The sequence below is a fragment of the Methylohalobius crimeensis 10Ki genome, assembly GCF_000421465.1.
GTDB classification, from domain to species: Bacteria; Pseudomonadota; Gammaproteobacteria; order Methylococcales; family Methylothermaceae; genus Methylohalobius; species Methylohalobius crimeensis.
Map to the genome: position 1 here is coordinate 2,374,105 of NZ_ATXB01000001.1, position 19,480 is coordinate 2,393,584.

The following is a 19,480-nucleotide window of genomic DNA, read 5'->3' on the forward strand; positions in this document are numbered from 1 at the left end:
TGCGGAAGAAATGAAAGAGTGCGATATCCATGACGAATTTCCGCCTCTTCGATCCGTTCGAGCGTTTAGAACGTCAGCATCAAGGCCAATTGATGCAACGGCGGAATGATCAGAATTTTCAAGAACTGGAGTCCTATCAGGGCAATCAGGGGAGAGAGATCCAGGCCGCCCAGGGTGGGAATCAAGCGGCGACACGGACGCAAGACGGGTTCGGTCAGATCGGCTAACAGGGAATACACCGGATTGTACGGGTCGGGGTTAATCCAGCTCAGGATCGCTTGGATAATAATAGCGTAAATAAATACATTGAAAGTCAGACTGACCAATTGCACCGCCGCGGAGCCGGTCAGAATTCCGATACCAACCGCACCGCCTCCCTGGAGCTGAAAGACCAGAAAATCCCCCAGCATCTTGACCGCCAACATCAGGACGATGGCCGCCGTATCCACCCGACCGATGGAAGGGATGAAGCGACGCAGAATTTTAAGCGGCGGATGGGTGATTTTGACCAGAAATTGAGAAACCGGGTTGTAAAACTCCGCTTCCACCAATTGGAACAAAAAGCGCAACAGCACCGCCAAAACATATAATTCGAAGACGGAATTGACCAGAAAGACCGCCGGATTGGCCAGATAGCCGTTCATGCTTTTTCTCCCAATTGTTCGGATAGTTCCTTCGACCGCGCTCTGGCGGTTTCCAGGGCTTTGTCGATAAGCCCTTCAAAGTCTCCTGCCTGCAACACCGACAAGGCCTTTTCGGTCACGCCGCCAGGAGAGGCGACCCGGCGGCGCAATTCCTCCGGACCGGCCTGGGTTTCCAGGGCCAGCTTGGCCGCCCCCAAGGCGGTTTGCTCCACCAGCAATCTTGCGGTTTGGGCGTCCAGCCCCAACCGGCAACCGGCCTTTTCCAACGCTTCCATGAGGAAGAAAAAATAGGCCGGACCGCATCCGGAAACCGCGGTCACCGCATCCAACAGATCTTCCTGTTCGACCCACATCGTCAAACCCACCGCCCGCAGCAAGGATTCGGCCCGGTCTCGCTGCTCCGAACTCACCCACGCGTTAGCATGCAGGCCGGTGGCACCGGATTGAACCAATGCCGGGGTATTGGGCATGGAACGCACGATCGGCACCTTTTCTCCCAGCCAGCGCTCCAAATCCCGCTCCAGCACGCCGGCGGCGACCGAAACCATCAATGGCTTACGCTCCTGAACCAGGGGCGCGATTTCCTCGGCCACCGCGCGAATTTGTTGGGGCTTGACCGCCAGCACCACGCTATCGCAGCAGGATGCCAACTCCCGGTTATCGGTGGTGGTATGCACTCCCCAGCGATTCGCCAAAAGCCGGAGTTTGTCCTGCCCGGTGGCGGATACCCAAATGCTATCGGCGGGCACGCCGTCGGCCAGCAACCCGCCGATCAGACTGCTCGCCATATTGCCGGCACCGATAAAGCCGATCCTACCCTGTTCCATGATGATTGCCTCTCCAAAACGATGATGGATACACTAAACCCCCATCGAAAAAATTAAAGTTCACGCACCCGGTGTGCCCGGCTATTCTAACGTGGGCTAGATTGTTAAAAAAGCTCAACACTTGTTTACCCCTCATGGCTACAACGACGATGCCCGCCCCCGATCAAGTGACCGGCGTCATTCTGGCCGGCGGCCGAGCACGCCGCATGGCAGGCCGGGATAAAGGCTTGCTGGAATGCGCCGGCAGGCCTCTGATCGCCCACGCGCTCGACATTCTTCGTCCGCTATGCGGCCGGCTGCTGATCAACGCCAACCGTTCCCTTGAGGATTATCGGGATTTCGACGTGCCGGTGATCAGCGACGAAGTGACGGGTTTTCAGGGGCCCTTGGCCGGCATCCTCACCGCGCTGAAGGCGGCGGACACCCCGTACCTGGTGGTAATCCCCTGCGACAGCCCTCGCCTGGAAACGGCGACCCTGACCCGATTGCTTCGCGCACTGATGGAAAACCAGGTGGATATCGCCCTCGCCCACGACGGCGAACGCCTCCATCCGGTGGTCATGGCCTTACGCACCGGTTTGGCCGATGATTTGGCGGCCTACCTGAATGCCGGAAAGCGAAAAGTCGATCGTTGGGTAAAGCGCCATGCTTGGTCCCCAGTGGACTGCGGCGACCGTCCCGGCCAGTTCGCCAATATCAACACGCCGGAAGAACTTGAAGCCTTGGCCAAACAGCTGAACGGACATGGCGCATGAACGCACCCGATGCCCCCGCCTAGGCAGCCTTAACCACCCCTTGCATGGCGTCGTACTCGGGTTCGAAGAAGAACCGATCCTCGCCGAAAGCGGGGCGCAATTGATCCAGCCAGGTGGCCCGATCGTCGTAGCGCGCGAAGAAGGGCCGCTGCACCCAGTCGGGATTGCGTCCTTGGAGAAACCGGAGCACGAATGCTTTCTCATCGCCGATTCGGGTGACTCCTTGAATTTCCACTTTACCCGGACCGGCACTCATGCTGGGGCCTCGAGCCGTGCGCGCCAAGCCGGAAACTTGTTGGATCGCTTCTCGGTAAATCTCCCAACAGCGCGCCAAGGGCACCTCGAAATAGCGCCGCGCACCGGTATCGCGCTCCACGAACATATAATAAGGTGAGATCCCCAATTCGACTTGGGTCTGCCAAAGCCGCGCCCACGCATCAGGATCGTCATTGATGTGGGCAAGCAAAGGTCCCTGAGAACGGATCATCGCACCCGTGGCCCGCACCCGTTCGATCGCCTCGCGGGCCGCGTCGGTTTCCAGCTCCTGCCAATGGTTGTAATGCGCCATCACAGCCACCTGTTTGCCACCTCGGACCAGCTTCTCCAACAGACGGAGCAAATCGTCGCTATCATTATCGGTCAAATAACGGTAAGGCCAAAAGCTTAAGGATTTGGTGCCGATACGAATCGTCCGAACATGGTCGAATTCCGGGCCAAGCAGCGGCAGCAAATAATTTTCCAGGTGCTTGGTTTTCATGACCATGGGGTCTCCCCCGGTGATCAGCACATCGGTCACTTCCGGATGCTTGCGGAGATACCTATGCAAGGTATCCGACTCCCGGCTGGCGATGCGCAGCTCCCGATCGCCGACGAATTGCGCCCAACGGAAACAAAAACTGCAGTAACTGTGGCAGGTCTGTCCTTGGCTGGGGAAAAACAGCACCGTTTCCCGATATTTATGCTGCAAGCCGTTGATCGGATTGCCTTCCTCGTCGCGCGGCATATTCAATTCCATCTGCCCGGCCGGATGCGGATTGAGGGTTTGGCGAATCGCCTGAACCCGGGCTTGAATTTCGGCCTTGGAAGCGCCTCGGCTTAAGAGATCGGCCAGAGCGGAAAAATCTTCCGGCGCCAGCATATCCGGTTGGGGAAACGTCAATTGAAAGATGGGGTCGTCGGGAGCCCTGCCCCAATCGATCAATTCCTCGACCACGTATGCGTTCACTCGGAATGGCAGGACTTGCGCGACAACCTGCATGGCAAAACGCGTTTCTCGAGGCAATTTAGCAATGGGCGAAATGCGTCCTCGCTCCAGATCGGATAAGGTATAAACCTCGAAACGGCGACTAGGTCGCGCGTAAGATCGAGGTTGCAAAACGGCGGTCTGCTGCATGATATTGTCTCTCCTGCTAAACCAAAATCGGTATACCGAAACATAAATCCGGTGCTCATTTCAAGTTGCCGCATTTCTCAAATACCGAATTTCTCTTGCATTCGCCTTTCAGATCTTCTAACATTTCTCGTTTCTACTAAGCCCCAAAGATTGATCTATAGAAGGAGTACAATGAAAACCTTTAGCGCCAAACCTCACGAAGTGAAACGCGACTGGTACGTCATCGACGCCGAAGGGAAGACATTGGGGCGCCTAGCCAGCGAAGTCGCCCGGCGTCTGCGGGGGAAGCACAAACCCGAATACACCCCCCATGTGGATACCGGCGATTACATCATCGTGATCAATGCGGAAAAAGTCCGGGTGACGGGCAACAAAGAAAGAGATAAAGTCTACTACCACCACACCGGTTACCCCGGCGGGATCAAGTCGCGCACCCTGGGCAAACAACGCGCCGAGCATCCGGAACGGATCATTGAAAACGCCATTCGCGGGATGTTGCCCAAGAACCCCCTGGGCCGCGCCATGTTCCGCAAACTCAAGGTATATATGGGACCGCAACACAATCATCACGCCCAACAACCCCAAGTTTTGGAACTGTAAGTAAAGAACCATGGCACAAATCCAACACAACTATGGCACCGGACGCCGCAAGAATGCCGTCGCGCGCGTCTTTGTAAAATCCGGTTCGGGGCAAATCCTGGTGAACCGCAAGCCCCTGGATTCCTATTTCGGTCGCAAAACCGATTGCATGCTCGTTCGCCAGCCGCTCGAATGCGTGGAAATGACCGACAAGTTCGATCTGATGATTACGGTCAAGGGCGGCGGTCCCACCGGCCAGGCGGGCGCCATTCGCCACGGCATCACCCGAGCGTTGATCGATTACGACGAGACGCTTCGCTCGCCGCTACGCAAGGCGGGCTACGTGACTCGGGACGACCGCGAAGTGGAGCGCAAGAAAATCGGCTTGCACAAAGCCCGGAAGCGGCCGCAATACTCGAAGCGCTGATTCGGATTATTGGGGGATCGTCTAGCGGCAGGACAACGGACTCTGACTCCGTTAACCCAGGTTCGAATCCTGGTCCCCCAGCCATCAAGCCGAAAGCCGCCCTTCCAGGCGGCTTTTTTACATCATCCATGCTGAATTCTCCTTTGCTGGCTTTCTGGGCGGTGTTGCGCCGGGATCTCGTGTTGGCCTATCGCCACCGCGGGGAACTGGCCAATCCCATGCTGTTTTTTTTAATGATTGTCAGCCTCTATCCGCTGGGCATCAGTCCGGAACCGGATATCCTTCGCATCATCGCTCCCGGGGTGGTGTGGATCGCCGCCTTGCTGGCCGCCTTGTTCTCGCTGGAGAACCTCTTCCGCAACGATTTCCAGGACGGCACTTTGGAGCAATTGCTCCTCAGTCCCCATCCCCTGGCCGTGCTCATCCTGGCCAAGGTCCTGGCCCACTGGTTGGTCAGCGGCCTGCCGATGCTGCTTTTGGCACCGCTGCTGGGGCTTTTGCTCGATCTACCCGCCGCCGGCCAATGGGCCTTGATCGAAACCTTGGCTCTGGGTACGCCCCTGCTGAGCCTGATCGGCGCCATCGGAACGGCCCTGACCGTCGGATTGCAGCGCGGCGGCGTCCTGCTCACGCTGTTGGTCATGCCCTTGTACATTCCAGTCCTGATCTTCGCCACCAACGCGGTGACGGCGGCGACGGTCGGCATGCCGATTTCCGGGCAATTGTACTTCCTGGCCTCCCTTCTGGCCCTGGCTCTGACGCTGGTACCGATCGCCCTGGCGGCAGCGGTGCGAATCAGTTTAAGCTGATGAGGTGGCTTTTTTTGGTATCATTTTAGTTTTTATTCGAAATCAATCGGACGCAAGAATTATGTGGGCGTTCCTGCACAAACTGGCTTCTCCCAAACATTTCTATCGCATTACCGGCGCGTGGATTCCATGGCTGGGTGCCGCCACCGCGGCGCTTTTGATCGCCGGTTTATATTTGGGGCTGTGGATCGCCCCGACCGACTATCAGCAAGGGGACAGCTACCGGATCATATTCGTCCACGTCCCCGCCGCCTGGATGTCACTGTTCATATACGTTTTCATGGCCGTGGCCGGCGGTATCGGCCTGATTTGGAACATTAAAATGGCCGACATCATGGCGGCCGGCTCCGCTCCCATCGGCGCCTCCTTCACCTTCTTGGCGCTGGCCACCGGTTCCATCTGGGGAAAACCCATGTGGGGCACCTGGTGGGTCTGGGATGCGCGCCTGACTTCCGAACTGATTCTGCTGTTTCTCTATTTGGGCTACATCGCCCTCCAGGCCGCCATCGAAGACCCTCGCATCGCCGCCCGGGCGGGTGCGATCCTGGCCATCGTGGGCAGCGTCAACATTCCCATCATTCACTACTCGGTGGAATGGTGGAACACCCTCCATCAGGGACCCACGGTGACCCGCTTCGACAAACCGGCCATGCATATCAGCATGCTTTGGCCGTTGCTGCTCATGGCCTTGGCTTTCCAGCTGTATTTCTTCACCGTGCTGCTCCTGCGGGCGCGGTCCGAACTTCTGTGGCGCGAGCGACGCAGCCGCTGGGTGCAGGAACTGTTCGGGAACTCCGACAAGCCTAACCTCTCAAAGAGCCAGGAGGCCACCCCATGAACTGGCCCGAATTCTTTCACATGGGCGGTTACGGCGCTTATGTCTGGAGCGCATACGGCCTGGCCGCTGGGGTGCTGGTTTGGAACCTGATCACTCCCTGGCTCAAACGGCGTGAAGTCATGCGCAAATTAAAACGACTTTATCGGCAAGAGGATTTACCTTCATGACCCCTCGTAGGCGGCGTATGATCCTGGTCGGCGTCATCGTAATCGGCGTCAGCGTAGCGACCTTCCTGGCCTTGGCGGCATTTCAGAAAAATCTTTTGTATTTTTACACGCCGTCCCAAATCGAAGCGGGAGAGGCCCCCACCGGCTATGCCTTCCGGGTCGGGGGCTTGGTGGAAGAAGGCAGTGTCCGGCGCAATCCCGACAACCTGGCGGTGCGGTTCATCCTCACCGACGGAAGCGCTCGAGTCACCGTGTTTCATGAAGGGATCCTGCCGGATTTATTCCGGGAAGGCCAAGGCATCATCGCCATCGGCCAACTCCAATCGGATGGCCTTTTCAAAGCATCCCAGGTCCTTGCCAAGCACGATGAAAATTATATGCCGCCGGAAGTGGCCGAAGCGCTCGAAAAAAGCGGCAAACTTCCGCCCGTGGATGATTTCAAAGAGGTGCGCCCATGACTGCGGAAATCGGCCAATTGGCCTTGATCATGGCTTTGTTGATGGCGGCCCTGCAGGCCTTTTTTCCTCTCGCCGGAACCCTCTTCCGGTTGCCAACCTGGATGACGGTGGGGCGCCCGGCCGCTCGCGCCCAGTGCCTGTTCCTGGGCGTGGCGTTCTACTGCCTGGTACAGAGTTTCGTGGTGAACGATTTTTCGTTGCTCTACGTCGCCCAGCATTCCAATACGGCCTTACCCCTGTTTTATCGAATCACCGCCGTTTGGGGTGCCCACGAGGGGTCGGTGCTTTTATGGGCCTTGATTCTGGGGCTGTGGACCTGTGCGGTCAGCATTTTCAACCGAGGGCTTTCCGAACCCTTCGTCGCCCGCGTGCTGGGGGTATTGGGACTGATCAGCGTGGGCATCCTCCTGTTCATCCTGCTCACCTCCAATCCCTTCGAACGGATCGTGCCGGCACCGATGGACGGTCAGGATCTCAATCCGCTCCTGCAGGATTTCGGTCTGGCGGTCCATCCGCCCATGCTTTACATGGGCTACGTGGGCATGGCGGTTCCCTTCAGTTTCGCCATCGCCGCCCTTCTCTCGGGTTCCCTCGATGCCGCCTGGGCACGCTGGTCGCGTCCCTGGACCCTGGTGGCATGGGCGTTTCTCACTCTGGGCATCACCCTCGGCTCGTGGTGGGCTTACTATGAACTGGGCTGGGGCGGCTGGTGGTTCTGGGATCCGGTGGAGAACGCCTCCTTCATGCCCTGGCTGATGGCCACCGCCTTGATCCACTGTCTGGCGGTGACGGAAAAACGCGGCGCTTTCAAGGCCTGGACCGTGCTGTTGGCCATCTTCGCTTTCTCCCTGAGCCTGCTGGGCATGTTCTTGGTGCGTTCCGGGGTTCTGGTTTCGGTGCACGCTTTCGCCACCGACCCCGAACGGGGGGTATTCATCCTCATCTTCCTGGGATTGGTGATCGGCGGTTCGCTGCTTCTGTATGCCCTGCGCGCGCCCACGGTCAAAGATCACGCCCGCTTCCACTGGTTCTCCAAGGAAGCCCTGCTGCTGCTCAACAATATTCTCTTGGTCACCGCCAGCGCCAGCGTTTTGCTGGGCACCCTGTATCCACTGGTGCTGGACGCCCTGGGCTTGGGCAAAATCTCCGTGGGACCGCCCTATTTCGGCAGCGTGTTCACTCCCCTCACCGCGCCCCTGTTCTTGCTCGCCGGCATCGGCCCGCTGGTGGCCTGGCGACAAGGGCAGTTGTCCCGCCTGTGGCGCCAGGTGCGATGGCTGATTCCGGCCAGCATGGTGATCGCCGCCGTAGTAAGCGCGATCTGGTTCGATCCCACCCATCTTAAAACCCTGGCCGCCTTGAGCTGCGCCTTCTGGCTGGCCGCCACCGCCCTCCTACCCTTGTGGCAACGGGTGCGCAACCGCCCCGGTGTGGCCGGTTGGAAACAACCCCGCAGCTTTTACGGCATGATCCTGGCCCACTTCGGCTTGGCGGTATTCCTGATCGGGGTGGCCCTTTCCAATCAGTTCAGCGTGGAAAAAACCGTCCGTTTGGCGCCGGGAGAATCGGTGGAGCTGGCCGGCTACACCTTCGCCTTCCAAGGTATTCGTGAGATCGACGGGCCCAATTACGGGGCGGATATCGGGCAATTCGAGGTACGCAAAAACGGCGAACGGATCGCGATTCTCGAACCGGAAAAGCGGTTTTACCGCGTCCAACGCAACATCATGACCGAGGCCGCCATCGATCCGTCCCTGCGACGCGATCTTTACGTCGCCCTCGGGGAATCCCTCGACGGCGAAGCCTGGAGCGTGCGCCTCTACGTCAAACCCGCGATCCGCTGGATCTGGCTGGGCGGTTTGTTGATGATGCTGGGAGGCGGGTTGGCCGCCACTGACCGGCGCTATCGAGCTGCCCAGGCGACCCGCCGGGTTGAGGCAACGGATCAATCCATCACCGTATCACCCTGACATGCTCAAATATATTTTGCCCCTAGGATTATTCATCGGTTTGCTGATTCTTCTCGGCGTGGGTCTCACTTTGAATCCGCGCGAGGTGCCTTCCCCCTTGGTCGGAAAACCGGCGCCCGGATTTCAACTGACGCGCCTTGACAACGCCGAGCAGCCCGTCTCCGAGGAAATTTTCCAAGGCCGAGTCACCTTATTTAATGTTTGGTCCTCCTGGTGCACCGCTTGCCGGCAGGAACATCCGGTACTGATGGATCTGGCCCGCCGAGGCGAGGTGACGCTCATCGGGCTGAATTACAAGGATAGTCGGGCCGCCGCCCGGTCGGTCCTCGAACACTCCGGCAATCCCTATCGGTTGAGCGCCTTCGATGCCGACGGCAAGGTGGGCATCGATTGGGGCGTTTACGGCGTTCCGGAAACCTTCGTCATCGACCGACACGGCATCGTCCGCTACAAGCATATCGGTCCCGTTACTGCCCAGATTTGGGAGGAAAAGCTGGCCCCCTTGGTACGCTACCTGGAGAAGCAATCGTGACCTTTACTTTACCCAGCCTGTTTCTCGCCCTCTTCCTCAATCTTTTAATCGCCCCGGCCTGGGCAGGTATAGAAGTACGCGAATTCCCCGACCCCCGATTGGAAGCCCGTTATCAAGACCTGATCGAAGAACTTCGCTGCCTGGTTTGCCAAAATCAATCCCTGGCCGATTCCAAGGCGGATCTGGCCGAGGATTTGCGCGACGAGGTCTATACCATGCTCATGGCCGGCAAGGACGACCGGGAAATCATCGACTTCCTGGTCAACCGATACGGAGACTTCGTCCTCTACCGACCGCCGGTGAAAACCACCACCGCCCTGCTCTGGTTCGGCCCCTTCATCGCTTTATTGGGAGGGATATTCATTCTCTGGTTCCTCACCCGCAAGCGCCGGCCTGAGACCCCTTCGGCCTTGAGCGAAGAAGAACGCCGCCGCTTGGATTCCCTATTAAAAGACCGACAAGATAACCCATGACCACTTTTTGGCTCGTTGCAGCCGGCCTGGTGTTGCTGGCTTATGCCCTATTCTGGTGGAGTTTGCGTCGCCCACCCAAGGTGGACGATCAAGCTCAATTGAACGCCAATTTGAACGTTCACCGCAGCCGCCGCCTCGAACTGGAGCAGGAACGGCGCGAAGGAAAACTTTCTTCCCATGAATTCGATCAACTGGTCGCCGAATTGGACCGGGAATTGCTCGATGCGGCATCCCCTCGCCCCGAAGCCAAGCGCGCCGAAGGCTTCCAGGGACTGACCTCCATCGCCGTCACTTTGGCGATATTGCCGATGATCGCCTTGGCCCTCTATTTCGGTCTCGGACGTCCGGACCTGATCGGGGCCGGCGTCAATTCAGCCCCATCTCAAAACGTACCCGACTCTTTGCAAGCCGGTATCGAACGGCTGAAACAACGCCTCCGGGACAACCCCGACGATCCTCGGGGATGGATGCTGCTGGCCCGCTCCTTCCAGGCCATGAATCGGCTGGATGAAGCCCAAAACGCGTACGAGCAGGCCTTGCGCCTGGTTCCCGAGGATTTGGATCTGAAGGCCCGCTATGCCGAAGTGCTGGCCCAGCGTCAACAGGGAGATTTGCGCGGCAAGCCGCTTCAATTGGTACGGGAGATCCTCGACGCCGATCCCAAGCACCCCTATGCCTTGTGGCTATCGGGCCTGGCGGCGCTCCATGCCGGCGATCGGGAGCAAGCGCGCCGACATTGGCAAGCCTTGCTCGATCAGATGCCGCCGGGGAGCTCCTCGGCTGAACAGCTGCGCGCGATGATCACCAAGGCGGGACTTGCCCTGGATGCCCAGCCGACCGCGACGACGACTGTCCAAGTGCGGGCCAAAGTGCAACTGGCACCCGATTTGCTCTCCCACGCCACCCCCGAAGATCAGGTCTATATTTTCGCTCGCGCCGCCCAAGGCCCTCCCATGCCCCTGGCCATCGTCCGCAAGCGGGTGAAAGATCTGCCGGTGACGGTGATCTTGGATGACTCCATGGCCATGATGCCGCAGATGAAGCTTTCCAATTTCGATCGCGTCGTTCTCGGCGCTCGGGTGGCCAAATCCGGCAACGCCAAGGGTGCACCCGGCGATCTGGAGGGCTGGACAAATCCGGTGTCGATCACTGATGATGAACCCCACGTCATCGTCATCGACGAGGTTCGATCATGATCGAGTTGCAACCAAGCACCGACGCTTTGATCGTCGTCGACGTGCAAAACGATTTTCTTCCAGGCGGCACGCTGGCGATCCCGGAGGGGGATCAAATCATCCCTGTTTTGAATCATTACATCGACCGATTCACGGCCGAAGGACTCCCGATCCTCGCAACCCGCGACTGGCATCCTTCCCACCACTGTTCGTTCCAATCGCGGGGCGGGCCTTGGCCGCCTCACTGCATCGCCGAAACCCACGGCGCCCAATTCCCTTCCGAGCTCTGCTTGCCCAGCGAAACGCGAATCATCTCCAAGGCCACCGAGCCGGAGAGAGAAGCCTATTCCGGCTTTGACGGAACCGACCTGGACAGGCAGCTCCAACGACTGGGCATGAAGCGTCTTTTCATCGGCGGATTGGCCACCGATTATTGTGTCCTCAATACGGTACGGGACGCCCGCAGCTGCGGCTATCAAGTGTTCCTGCTACGCGATGCGGTCCGCGCCGTCAACATCAACCCCGGCGACGAACAAAAAGCTTTGGACGAAATGCAACGCCTGGAAACTCGTTTCATTACTCTTCAGGATCTGGCATGAACCAATCCGTGCTCCTCACCGACCAGTATCAGCTCACCATGCTGCAAGGCTATTGGTACGAAGGCATGGAGGAGACCGCCGTGTTCGAGTTGTTCGTGCGCAAATTTCCCTCCCGCCGCAATTTTCTGATCGCGGCGGGACTCGAGCAGGCACTTCAATATCTGGAGAATCTGGCATTTACCGCCGATGAATGCGCTTATCTGGCGCAAACCGGCTATTTCGACGCGCAATTCATCGACTGGTTGGCGACCCTGCGTTTCACCGGCGATGTGGACGCCATGCCGGAAGGGACGATTTTTTTTCCCGACGAACCCGTCTTGCGCGTGACCGCCCCCCTGCCCCAAGCCCAATTGGTGGAGCCGCGCCTGATCAATCTGCTTCAATTTCAGAGTCTGATCGCTTCCAAGGCGGCCCGCTGCGTGCTCGCCGCCCCGGGCAAAAACCTGGTGGATTTCGGCCTGCGCCGCGCCCACGGATTCGAGGCCGGATTATTGGCCGCCCGAGCCGCCTATCTGGCGGGATTCGCCGCCACTTCCAACGTGCTCGCCGGCATGGAATTCGGCACCCCCATTTCCGGCACCATGGCCCATTCCTACATCATGGCCCACGACGACGAAATCGAGGCTTTTCGAGGATTCGCCCGTTCCCAACCCAACAACGTGACTCTTTTGATCGACACTTACGACACTCTGGCGGGAGTGGATAAAGTGGTCGACCTGGCACCCCAATTGGCTAAAGAAAATATCCCCGTCAAAGCGGTTCGTATCGACAGCGGGGATCTGGAAGCCTTGGCGTTCCAAACGCGCCGAAAATTGGATGCGGCCGGTCTCCAATCGGTCCAGATCGTGGTCAGCGGCGATCTGGATGAATACGCCTTGAAACAACTCAGTGAGCACCACGCACCCATCGACGGCTACGGGGTGGGCACCAAACTCACCACCTCCACCGACGCCCCGTTTCTCAACTGCGCCTATAAGCTGCAGGAATACGCCGGCGTTCCGCGGCGCAAGGTCTCGGAGGGCAAACAAACCTGGCCGGGACGCAAGCAGGTTTTTCGCTATTACGATTCCAACGGTCGATTCGAGAAAGATGTGCTCACTACCCTGGACGACAAGCAGGACGGCGCGGCCCTGCTGCAACCCGTGATGCGGCAAGGACAGCGCCTGGAGGCGGCGGAAAAGCTGGCGACTATTCAAGCACGCTGCGCGGACCAGCTGGATGCACTGCCCGAAGCCCTCGAGCAAATCGAACAATCGGCCGACTATCCGGTCGAAATTTCTCCCGCCCTCCAACGCTTGACCGACGAAACCAACCGCAGATTAAATCTGGTTTGAGCGAATTCACCGTCGACCGTTCCTACTCAAGCGAGTACGTGATTAAACGCTCGCGCTTTATCGCGAGCGTGGCCCCTTGCGACGACACGGAAACCCTCGCGGATTTTCTGCAGCAACTGTACGCCGACTATCCCCAGGCCAGTCACATCACTTATGCCTGGCGGATCCAAACTGCGGAAGGACTGCGCGAACGCTGCTTCGACGCCGGGGAACCGTCCGGAACCGCAGGGCGTCCAATATTGCAACACCTACAAGGAAAGCAATTGATTAACATCTCCCTGGCAGTCATCCGCTATTTCGGGGGGATCAAGTTGGGCGCAGGCGGGCTCGCCCGCGCTTACGGTCAAGCCGCGCGTCAAGTGCTTGAAAGCGCCGTCATCCAACCCCATATTTTGTACCAAACCCTGGAAGTGACCATTGATTACGCGGATTATCATTCCCTGGAACAACGCTTGGCCCCCCTCGGAGCAAGCGTGGTGGACGCCGAATTCGGCGCCCGAGTAAACGCGGTCTTACGGGTTCCCGAGACCCAGGTCGAAGCAGTTGAACAATTACTCCGATCCCGGTATTAGAACGTTGCAAAAAAACCTATTGAAGATCACTTACCTCACTCTCTTTAGCTTGCTGGTGCTGCTGAATGCTTGCAGCACGCCCCGCCCTCCCTCGGCTGAAGTAGAACCCAGACTGACTTCCCGGCATTACATTACCGACGACCGCAAGCCGCTACCCCTTCACTCCTGGCTGCCGAAGGGAAAACCCAATGCGGTGATCGTCGCCCTCCACGGATTCAACGATTACGGCCATTTCATCGACGAACCCGCGCGATTCTTCCGGGCCCACGGTATCGCCGTATACGCCTACGACCAACGCGGCTTCGGCGCCACATCAGGCCGGGGTCGATGGGCCGGTGTGGAACAGTATGTGGATGACCTGATCGATTTCACCGGTGAGCTCAGCCGGCGCTATCCCGACGCGCCTTTATATGTCCTGGGAGAAAGCATGGGCGGGGCGGTGGCCATCCTCGCCGCCAATCGGGGCCTGCACGTCCATACCGACGGCCTGATTCTGGCCGCCCCGGCGGTCTGGGCACGCTGGACCATGCCCTGGTATCAGCGCAGCCTGTTGTGGGTGGCCAATGCCCTTGTTCCATGGATGACCTTGACCGGCGACGGATTGGGAATCCTGCCCTCGGACAATCTGGATATGCTGCGCGCCCTGAGCCGCGATCCGCTGGTGATCAAGGAAACCCGCATCGGCGCCATCGCCGGCTTGACCGATCTGATGGATCAAGCGATGACGGCGGGCTCCAAGCTGGACACGCCCACCCTGTATCTCTATGGCGACAAGGATGAAATCATACCGCCGTCTCCGACACGCCGGTTCCTGCGTCGGGTCGATCCTGCCACCGTGCATCTTGCCTGGTATGAGAAAGGCTATCATATGCTGTTGCGGGATCTCGACGCCGAGCGTTATTGGCGCGATATCCTCGCCTGGATCGAGACACCCGACGCCCCTCTTCCATCGGGCGCCGATCGGCGGATCGAAACCCTGGTGGCCGAACGAGACGCGAACCGCTACGAGACGGCAACCATGCAACCCAACTGAGGGCAATACCGTGCGCCGATCCGATCCGCTCGAACGGATGTGGCTTCAGGCCATCGAAATACTGGAAAGAGTCGAGCGCTGCAATCGGCTCCTGTTCAACATTCGGCGTTCGCACGGGCGGCTCCCTGCGTGGGAGCCGCCCGTGGATATCGTCGAAGGTTTCGATGATTTGCGCATCACGGCGGTCATTCCAGGTATCTCGCCGGAGATGGTGGAAGTGACCCTGGAAGGCGGGATGCTCAGGATTGCCGGGCAACGTCCGCCACCGGTGATGGCCGGCACCACCCGGGTTCACCGATTGGAAATCCCCTACGGTCGTTTCGAACGCCGCATTCATTTGCCTCCGGGACATTACGAGCTGCTAGACTCCCGCTACCACTGCGGTTGCCTGGAACTTCGCTTTCGCAAACGAATTTGAAACACATAGACACCGCCATGACCGAAACACAACAGCCAACCCCAGAGAAGGAAACCGCGCTGCAGCTGCCCGAGCACACCGTTCCGATCATCCCGGTCCGCAATGTGGTGCTGTTTCCGGGCGTGATCATTCCCTTGAGCATCGGCCGCGACCGTTCCATCGCCGCCGCCCAACAAGCGCTCAAGTCGGAACAGCCGGTGGGTCTGCTGCTGCAGAAAGATCCCGGCATCGACAACCCGATGCCCAGCGATCTTTACACCGTTGGCGCCAGCGCCACCATCCTTCGCTATGTGACCGGCCCGGACGACACTCACCACATCGTCTGTCAAGGGGAAGAGCGGTTCCGAATCAAGCAATATCTGGAGGGCTATCCCTTTCTGGTGGCGGAAATCGAGCCGATTTCGGAAGAAGAGGAAATCGGCGCCGAAATCGAGGCGCGCATACTGGAGCTCCGGAAACTGATCGGCGAAGCGCTGGAATTGATGCCGCAAGCTCCCTCCGAACTGGTCAACGCGGTCCAGCAGATCACCTCGCCGGCGATGCTGACGGACATGATCGCGGCATTCATCGACATCGAATCGGAGGAAAAACAAAAGCTTCTGGAAACCACCGATGTCACCGCCCGCCTCGATCGGCTTCTCGAGTATCTCACCGAACGCCTCGAGGTGCTGCGCCTGTCCAAGGAAATCAGCGAACGAACCCAAAAAACCATGGATGAGCGCCAACGGGAATTCCTGCTCCGCGAACAGCTCAAGACCATTCAAAAGGAGCTGGGCGAAGAAGAGGAGCAGGCGGAAGATATCGAGGAACTGCGCCAGGCCGTCGAAGAAGCCGGTATGTCCGACGAAGTGAAGGAACACACGCTCAAAGAACTCAAGCGGCTTGAGAGGATGCACGAATCCCAAGCCGAATACGGCATGCTGCGCACCTACCTGGAATGGCTGGTGGAAATGCCCTGGTCCCGGGAGACGGAAGAAAAACTGGATATCTCCGAGGCCCGCGAAACCCTGGACGCCGATCACCACGATTTGGACAAGGTTAAGCGCAGGATCTTGGAATATTTGGCGGTACGCAAGCTCAATCCCACCGGCAAGGGACCGATCATGTGCTTCGTCGGCCCCCCGGGAGTGGGGAAAACTTCATTGGGACAATCCATCGCCAAAGCCACCGGACGCAAGTTCACGCGCGTGGCCCTGGGCGGACTTCACGACGAGGCGGAAATCCGCGGTCACCGGCGCACCTACGTCGGCGCCATGCCCGGCAAGATCATCCAGGCGATCCGCAAGGCCGAAGCCCGCAACTGCGTGATGATGCTCGACGAGATCGACAAACTCGGCATGGGCGCGTTCCACGGCGATCCCTCCGCCGCGCTGCTGGAAGTCCTGGATCCGGAGCAAAATGTCAACTTCGCCGACAACTATCTGGGGGTGGCGTTCGATCTGAGCAAGGTGATGTTTATCTGCACCGCCAACGTGCTGGATACCATTCCGGGACCGCTGCGCGACCGGATGGAAATCATCGAAATTCCCGGCTACACCGACACCGACAAACTCCAAATCGCGCGCCGTTATCTGGTCCGGCGCCAACTCGAGGCGTGCGGCCTCGACCCGGAGCAGTGCGAAATCGACGACGAGGCCCTGTTGTCCCTCATCCACCACTACACCCGGGAGGCGGGCGTACGTAACCTGGAGCGGGAAATCGGCGCGGTCTTCCGCTGGGCGGCGGTCCGAATCGCCGAGGGCAAGGCGGATAAAATCGCCCTCCATTCGGAGGATGTCAAAAAGATCCTCGGTCCGCCCCGCTACGAGAGCGAGGTAGCGATGCGGACGAGCATTCCCGGCGTGGCCACCGGTTTGGCTTGGACCTCGGTGGGCGGCGATATCCTGTTCCTCGAAGCCACCCGAACCCCGGGCAACGGTAAGCTGATCCTGACCGGCCACCTGGGCGACGTGATGAAGGAAAGCGCCCAGGCGGCCCTCACCTTGGCCAAGGCCCGCTGCGAACAATTGAATATCGATCCCAAGCTGTTCGCCGAAAGCGACGTCCATGTGCACGTCCCGGCCGGCGCCACCCCCAAGGACGGCCCCAGCGCCGGCGTGGCGATCTTCACGACCCTGGTGTCCCTGTTCACCAACAAACCGGTACGCCCGGACGTGGCCATGACCGGTGAAATCAGCCTGCGCGGCCTGGTGCTGCCGGTGGGGGGCATCAAGGAAAAAGTCCTCGCCGCCCTTCAGGCGGGCATCCAAACCGTCATGCTGCCGACCCGCAATCGCAAGGAGTGGGACGACATCCCGGAAGAAGCGCGAAAAAAACTGCGCTTCGTGTGGCTGGAGAACGTGGACCAAGCCATTGAGGAAGCCATCGGCCCGACGGTTCTCCAAGGGCAACAAGCTTAGACGCCTTCCTTGATGAGAGGCTATAATCGTCAAGAAAACTCGAGAGACGGCAGGGAAGGCAAAGCAAGGACTTTCTAATAAATGACCGGCGTTGGGTTTAGAATAAACAATCCGGATGAGCACGACTCACATCGATCCGAGGAGGCAATTCATGCTTTACGCAGCACCCGGCACCGAAGGCGCCAAAGTCAACTTCAACTCCCGTTATAACAATTACATCGGCGGGCACTGGATCGCCCCCGTCAATGGCCAGTATTTCGAGAACATCACCCCGGTCACCGGAACCCCTTTCTGCGAGGTGGCCAGATCCACCGCCGAGGATATCGAAAAAGCCCTGGATGCCGCCCACGCGGCCAAGGATGCCTGGGGAAAAACCTCGCCCGCAGGGCGCGCCGATCTCCTGCTCAAGATCGCCGATCGGATGGAACAGCAGCTGGAAATGTTGGCGGTGGCAGAGACCTGGGACAACGGCAAACCCATCCGCGAGACCTTGGCCGCCGACATTCCCCTGGCCGCCGACCACTTCCGCTATTTCGCCTCGGCGATCCGCACCCAAGAAAGCAGCGTCTGCGAAATCGACGCCGACACGATCGCCTACCACTTTCATGAACCCTTGGGCGTAGTAGGGCAGATCATCCCCTGGAATTTCCCCTTGTTGATGGCCTCGTGGAAACTGGCTCCCGCCCTGGCGGCAGGCAACTGCGTGGTTCTCAAGCCGGCCGAACAGACCCCGGCCTCCATTCTGGTATTGATGGAATTGATCGGCGACCTGATTCCGCCCGGGGTGGTCAACGTGGTCAACGGTTTCGGAGTCGAAGCGGGCAAGCCCCTGGCCCGCAGTTCGCGCATCGCCAAAGTCGCCTTCACCGGGGAAACCACCACCGGGCGGTTGATCATGCAGTACGCCTCCCAGAACCTGATTCCGGTCACCCTGGAATTGGGCGGCAAGTCCCCCAACCTTTTCTTCGAGGACGTCACCGCGAAGCAGGATACCTTCGTCGACAAGGCCCTGGAAGGCTTCGCCTCGTTCGCCCTCAACCAAGGTGAAGTCTGCACCTGTCCGTCTCGGGCCTTGCTTCAGGCATCCATCTACGACGATTTCATCCACCGCGCACTGGAACGGGTCAAAGCCATTCGCCAGGGCAACCCCCTGGACACCGAAACCATGATCGGCGCCCAAGCCTCCGCCGAGCAAATGGAAAAAATCCTTTCCTACATCGACATCGCCCGGCAGGAAGGGACGGAATGCCTGATCGGCGGGGAACGGGCCCAACTGCAAGGCGAGCTGGCAGGCGGTTATTACATTCAGCCGACCATATTCAAGGGCCACAATCAAATGCGCGTCTTCCAGGAGGAAATTTTCGGGCCGGTGCTGGCGGTGACCACCTTCCGCGACGAGGAAGAAGCCCTGGAGATCGCCAACGACACCTTGTACGGCCTGGGCGCCGGCGTCTGGACCCGGGACATGAACACCGCCTATCGCATGGGCCGGGGCATCCAGGCCGGAAGGGTGTGGACCAACTGCTACCATCTGTACCCGGCCCACGCCGCCTTCGGCGGTTACAAACAATCCGGCATCGGGCGCGAAACCCACAAAATGATGCTCGACCACTACCAGCAGACCAAAAACCTCTTGGTCAGCTACGATGCCAACCCCTTGGGGTTGTTTTGATGCCGGAAGCGGAAACGCCTCGGCGGGTGATCGCCACGGAGGCCGCCCTCTCCCTCATCGAAAAACTCAAGGCCAAACACGGCCCGTTGATGTTTCATCAGTCCGGCGGCTGCTGCGACGGGAGTTCTCCCATGTGTTACCCGGAAGGAGAATTCCTGGTGGGCGATCAGGACATCCTGCTGGGGGAAATCGGCGGCTGCCCTTTCTACATCGGCAAAGCCCAGTACGGCTACTGGAAGCATACCCAACTGATCATCGACGTGGTGCCAGGCCGCGGCGGGATGTTCTCCCTGGAAGGACCGGAAGGGGTTCGTTTTCATACCCGCTCGCGGCTGTTCAACGACGAGGAGTGGAGACGGCTGGAAGCGGAACGCCATCAACAATTTAACTGGAATACGACTTAATT

At 59.1% G+C, this 19,480-nt stretch carries 22 protein-coding genes and 1 tRNA gene; 20 read left to right on the plus strand and 3 right to left on the minus strand.

Annotated features, from left to right (window positions below):
- Positions 1-65 precede the first annotated feature (65 nt).
- Positions 66-644 (minus strand): YggT family protein, encoded by a 579-nt coding sequence (locus H035_RS0111690; protein WP_022949162.1) that lies wholly within the window; start codon positions 642-644, stop codon positions 66-68.
- Positions 641-1,471: a pyrroline-5-carboxylate reductase gene (proC, locus tag H035_RS0111695; RefSeq protein WP_022949163.1), complete on the minus strand. Its 831-nt coding sequence runs from the start codon at positions 1,469-1,471 to the stop codon at positions 641-643. The genes H035_RS0111690 and proC overlap by 4 nt, the downstream gene beginning before the upstream one ends.
- A gap of 134 nt (positions 1,472-1,605) precedes the next feature.
- Between proC and mobA the strand changes: the two genes are divergently transcribed.
- A complete protein-coding gene (gene mobA / locus H035_RS0111700) occupies positions 1,606-2,226 on the plus strand; it encodes a molybdenum cofactor guanylyltransferase MobA (protein ID WP_235044574.1) in 621 nt (206 codons plus the stop codon).
- 19 nt (positions 2,227-2,245) lie between these two features.
- Here the strand turns inward: mobA and H035_RS0111705 are convergent, their stop codons facing one another.
- Positions 2,246-3,619 (minus strand): KamA family radical SAM protein, encoded by a 1,374-nt coding sequence (locus H035_RS0111705; RefSeq protein ID WP_022949165.1) that lies wholly within the window; start codon positions 3,617-3,619, stop codon positions 2,246-2,248.
- 171 nt (positions 3,620-3,790) lie between these two features.
- Between H035_RS0111705 and rplM the strand changes: the two genes are divergently transcribed.
- From rplM to H035_RS19500, 19 genes are all read left to right on the plus strand, one after another.
- Positions 3,791-4,219 (plus strand): 50S ribosomal protein L13, encoded by a 429-nt coding sequence (gene rplM, locus H035_RS0111710; RefSeq protein ID WP_022949166.1) that lies wholly within the window; start codon positions 3,791-3,793, stop codon positions 4,217-4,219.
- Positions 4,220-4,229: 10 nt separating this feature from the next.
- Positions 4,230-4,625 carry a 30S ribosomal protein S9 gene (gene rpsI / locus H035_RS0111715; RefSeq protein ID WP_022949167.1) on the plus strand — a complete coding sequence of 132 codons (396 nt, stop codon included), beginning with the start codon at positions 4,230-4,232 and terminating at the stop codon, positions 4,623-4,625.
- A 10-nt stretch (positions 4,626-4,635) separates the two neighbouring features.
- Positions 4,636-4,709, plus strand: a tRNA-Gln gene (locus H035_RS0111720).
- 44 nt (positions 4,710-4,753) lie between these two features.
- The gene (gene ccmB / locus H035_RS0111725; RefSeq protein WP_022949168.1) at positions 4,754-5,434 is read left to right on the plus strand and encodes a heme exporter protein CcmB; all 681 of its coding nucleotides are present in this window, start codon (positions 4,754-4,756) and stop codon (positions 5,432-5,434) included.
- Between the two features lie 61 nt (positions 5,435-5,495).
- Complete coding sequence (locus H035_RS19490; protein WP_022949169.1) at positions 5,496-6,272, plus strand: heme ABC transporter permease; 777 nt, start codon at positions 5,496-5,498, stop codon at positions 6,270-6,272.
- Positions 6,269-6,439, plus strand: a complete 171-nt coding sequence (gene ccmD, locus H035_RS21400) for a heme exporter protein CcmD (protein ID WP_022949170.1) — start codon at positions 6,269-6,271, stop codon at positions 6,437-6,439. The genes H035_RS19490 and ccmD overlap by 4 nt, the downstream gene beginning before the upstream one ends.
- Positions 6,436-6,897, plus strand: a complete 462-nt coding sequence (ccmE, locus tag H035_RS0111740) for a cytochrome c maturation protein CcmE (RefSeq protein WP_022949171.1) — start codon at positions 6,436-6,438, stop codon at positions 6,895-6,897. Before ccmD ends, ccmE begins: the two co-directional genes overlap by 4 nt.
- Positions 6,894-8,867 carry a heme lyase CcmF/NrfE family subunit gene (locus H035_RS0111745; protein ID WP_022949172.1) on the plus strand — a complete coding sequence of 658 codons (1,974 nt, stop codon included), beginning with the start codon at positions 6,894-6,896 and terminating at the stop codon, positions 8,865-8,867. Before ccmE ends, H035_RS0111745 begins: the two co-directional genes overlap by 4 nt.
- A gap of 1 nt (position 8,868) precedes the next feature.
- Positions 8,869-9,399 (plus strand): DsbE family thiol:disulfide interchange protein, encoded by a 531-nt coding sequence (locus H035_RS0111750; RefSeq protein ID WP_022949173.1) that lies wholly within the window; start codon positions 8,869-8,871, stop codon positions 9,397-9,399.
- Positions 9,396-9,872 carry a cytochrome c-type biogenesis protein gene (locus H035_RS0111755; protein ID WP_022949174.1) on the plus strand — a complete coding sequence of 159 codons (477 nt, stop codon included), beginning with the start codon at positions 9,396-9,398 and terminating at the stop codon, positions 9,870-9,872. Before H035_RS0111750 ends, H035_RS0111755 begins: the two co-directional genes overlap by 4 nt.
- Positions 9,869-11,068, plus strand: coding sequence for a c-type cytochrome biogenesis protein CcmI (ccmI, locus tag H035_RS0111760; RefSeq protein ID WP_022949175.1), 1,200 nt, complete (start codon positions 9,869-9,871; stop codon positions 11,066-11,068). Before H035_RS0111755 ends, ccmI begins: the two co-directional genes overlap by 4 nt.
- The gene (locus tag H035_RS0111765) at positions 11,065-11,646 is read left to right on the plus strand and encodes an isochorismatase family protein (RefSeq protein ID WP_022949176.1); all 582 of its coding nucleotides are present in this window, start codon (positions 11,065-11,067) and stop codon (positions 11,644-11,646) included. Before ccmI ends, H035_RS0111765 begins: the two co-directional genes overlap by 4 nt.
- On the plus strand, positions 11,643-12,980 hold the full coding sequence (locus H035_RS0111770) for a nicotinate phosphoribosyltransferase (protein ID WP_022949177.1): 1,338 nt from the start codon (positions 11,643-11,645) through the stop codon (positions 12,978-12,980). Before H035_RS0111765 ends, H035_RS0111770 begins: the two co-directional genes overlap by 4 nt.
- Positions 12,977-13,552, plus strand: coding sequence for an IMPACT family protein (locus H035_RS0111775; RefSeq protein ID WP_022949178.1), 576 nt, complete (start codon positions 12,977-12,979; stop codon positions 13,550-13,552). Before H035_RS0111770 ends, H035_RS0111775 begins: the two co-directional genes overlap by 4 nt.
- Positions 13,524-14,585 carry an alpha/beta hydrolase gene (locus H035_RS19495; RefSeq protein ID WP_235044575.1) on the plus strand — a complete coding sequence of 354 codons (1,062 nt, stop codon included), beginning with the start codon at positions 13,524-13,526 and terminating at the stop codon, positions 14,583-14,585. Before H035_RS0111775 ends, H035_RS19495 begins: the two co-directional genes overlap by 29 nt.
- A 10-nt stretch (positions 14,586-14,595) precedes the next feature.
- Positions 14,596-15,003 (plus strand): Hsp20/alpha crystallin family protein, encoded by a 408-nt coding sequence (locus H035_RS0111785; protein ID WP_022949180.1) that lies wholly within the window; start codon positions 14,596-14,598, stop codon positions 15,001-15,003.
- A 17-nt stretch (positions 15,004-15,020) separates the two neighbouring features.
- A complete protein-coding gene (gene lon / locus H035_RS0111790) occupies positions 15,021-17,402 on the plus strand; it encodes an endopeptidase La (protein WP_022949181.1) in 2,382 nt (793 codons plus the stop codon).
- Positions 17,403-17,553: 151 nt separating this feature from the next.
- Positions 17,554-19,074, plus strand: coding sequence for an aldehyde dehydrogenase (adh, locus tag H035_RS0111795; RefSeq protein ID WP_022949182.1), 1,521 nt, complete (start codon positions 17,554-17,556; stop codon positions 19,072-19,074).
- Positions 19,074-19,478: a DUF779 domain-containing protein gene (locus tag H035_RS19500; protein WP_022949183.1), complete on the plus strand. Its 405-nt coding sequence runs from the start codon at positions 19,074-19,076 to the stop codon at positions 19,476-19,478. The genes adh and H035_RS19500 overlap by 1 nt, the downstream gene beginning before the upstream one ends.
- The last annotated feature ends 2 nt before the right edge of the window (positions 19,479-19,480 follow it).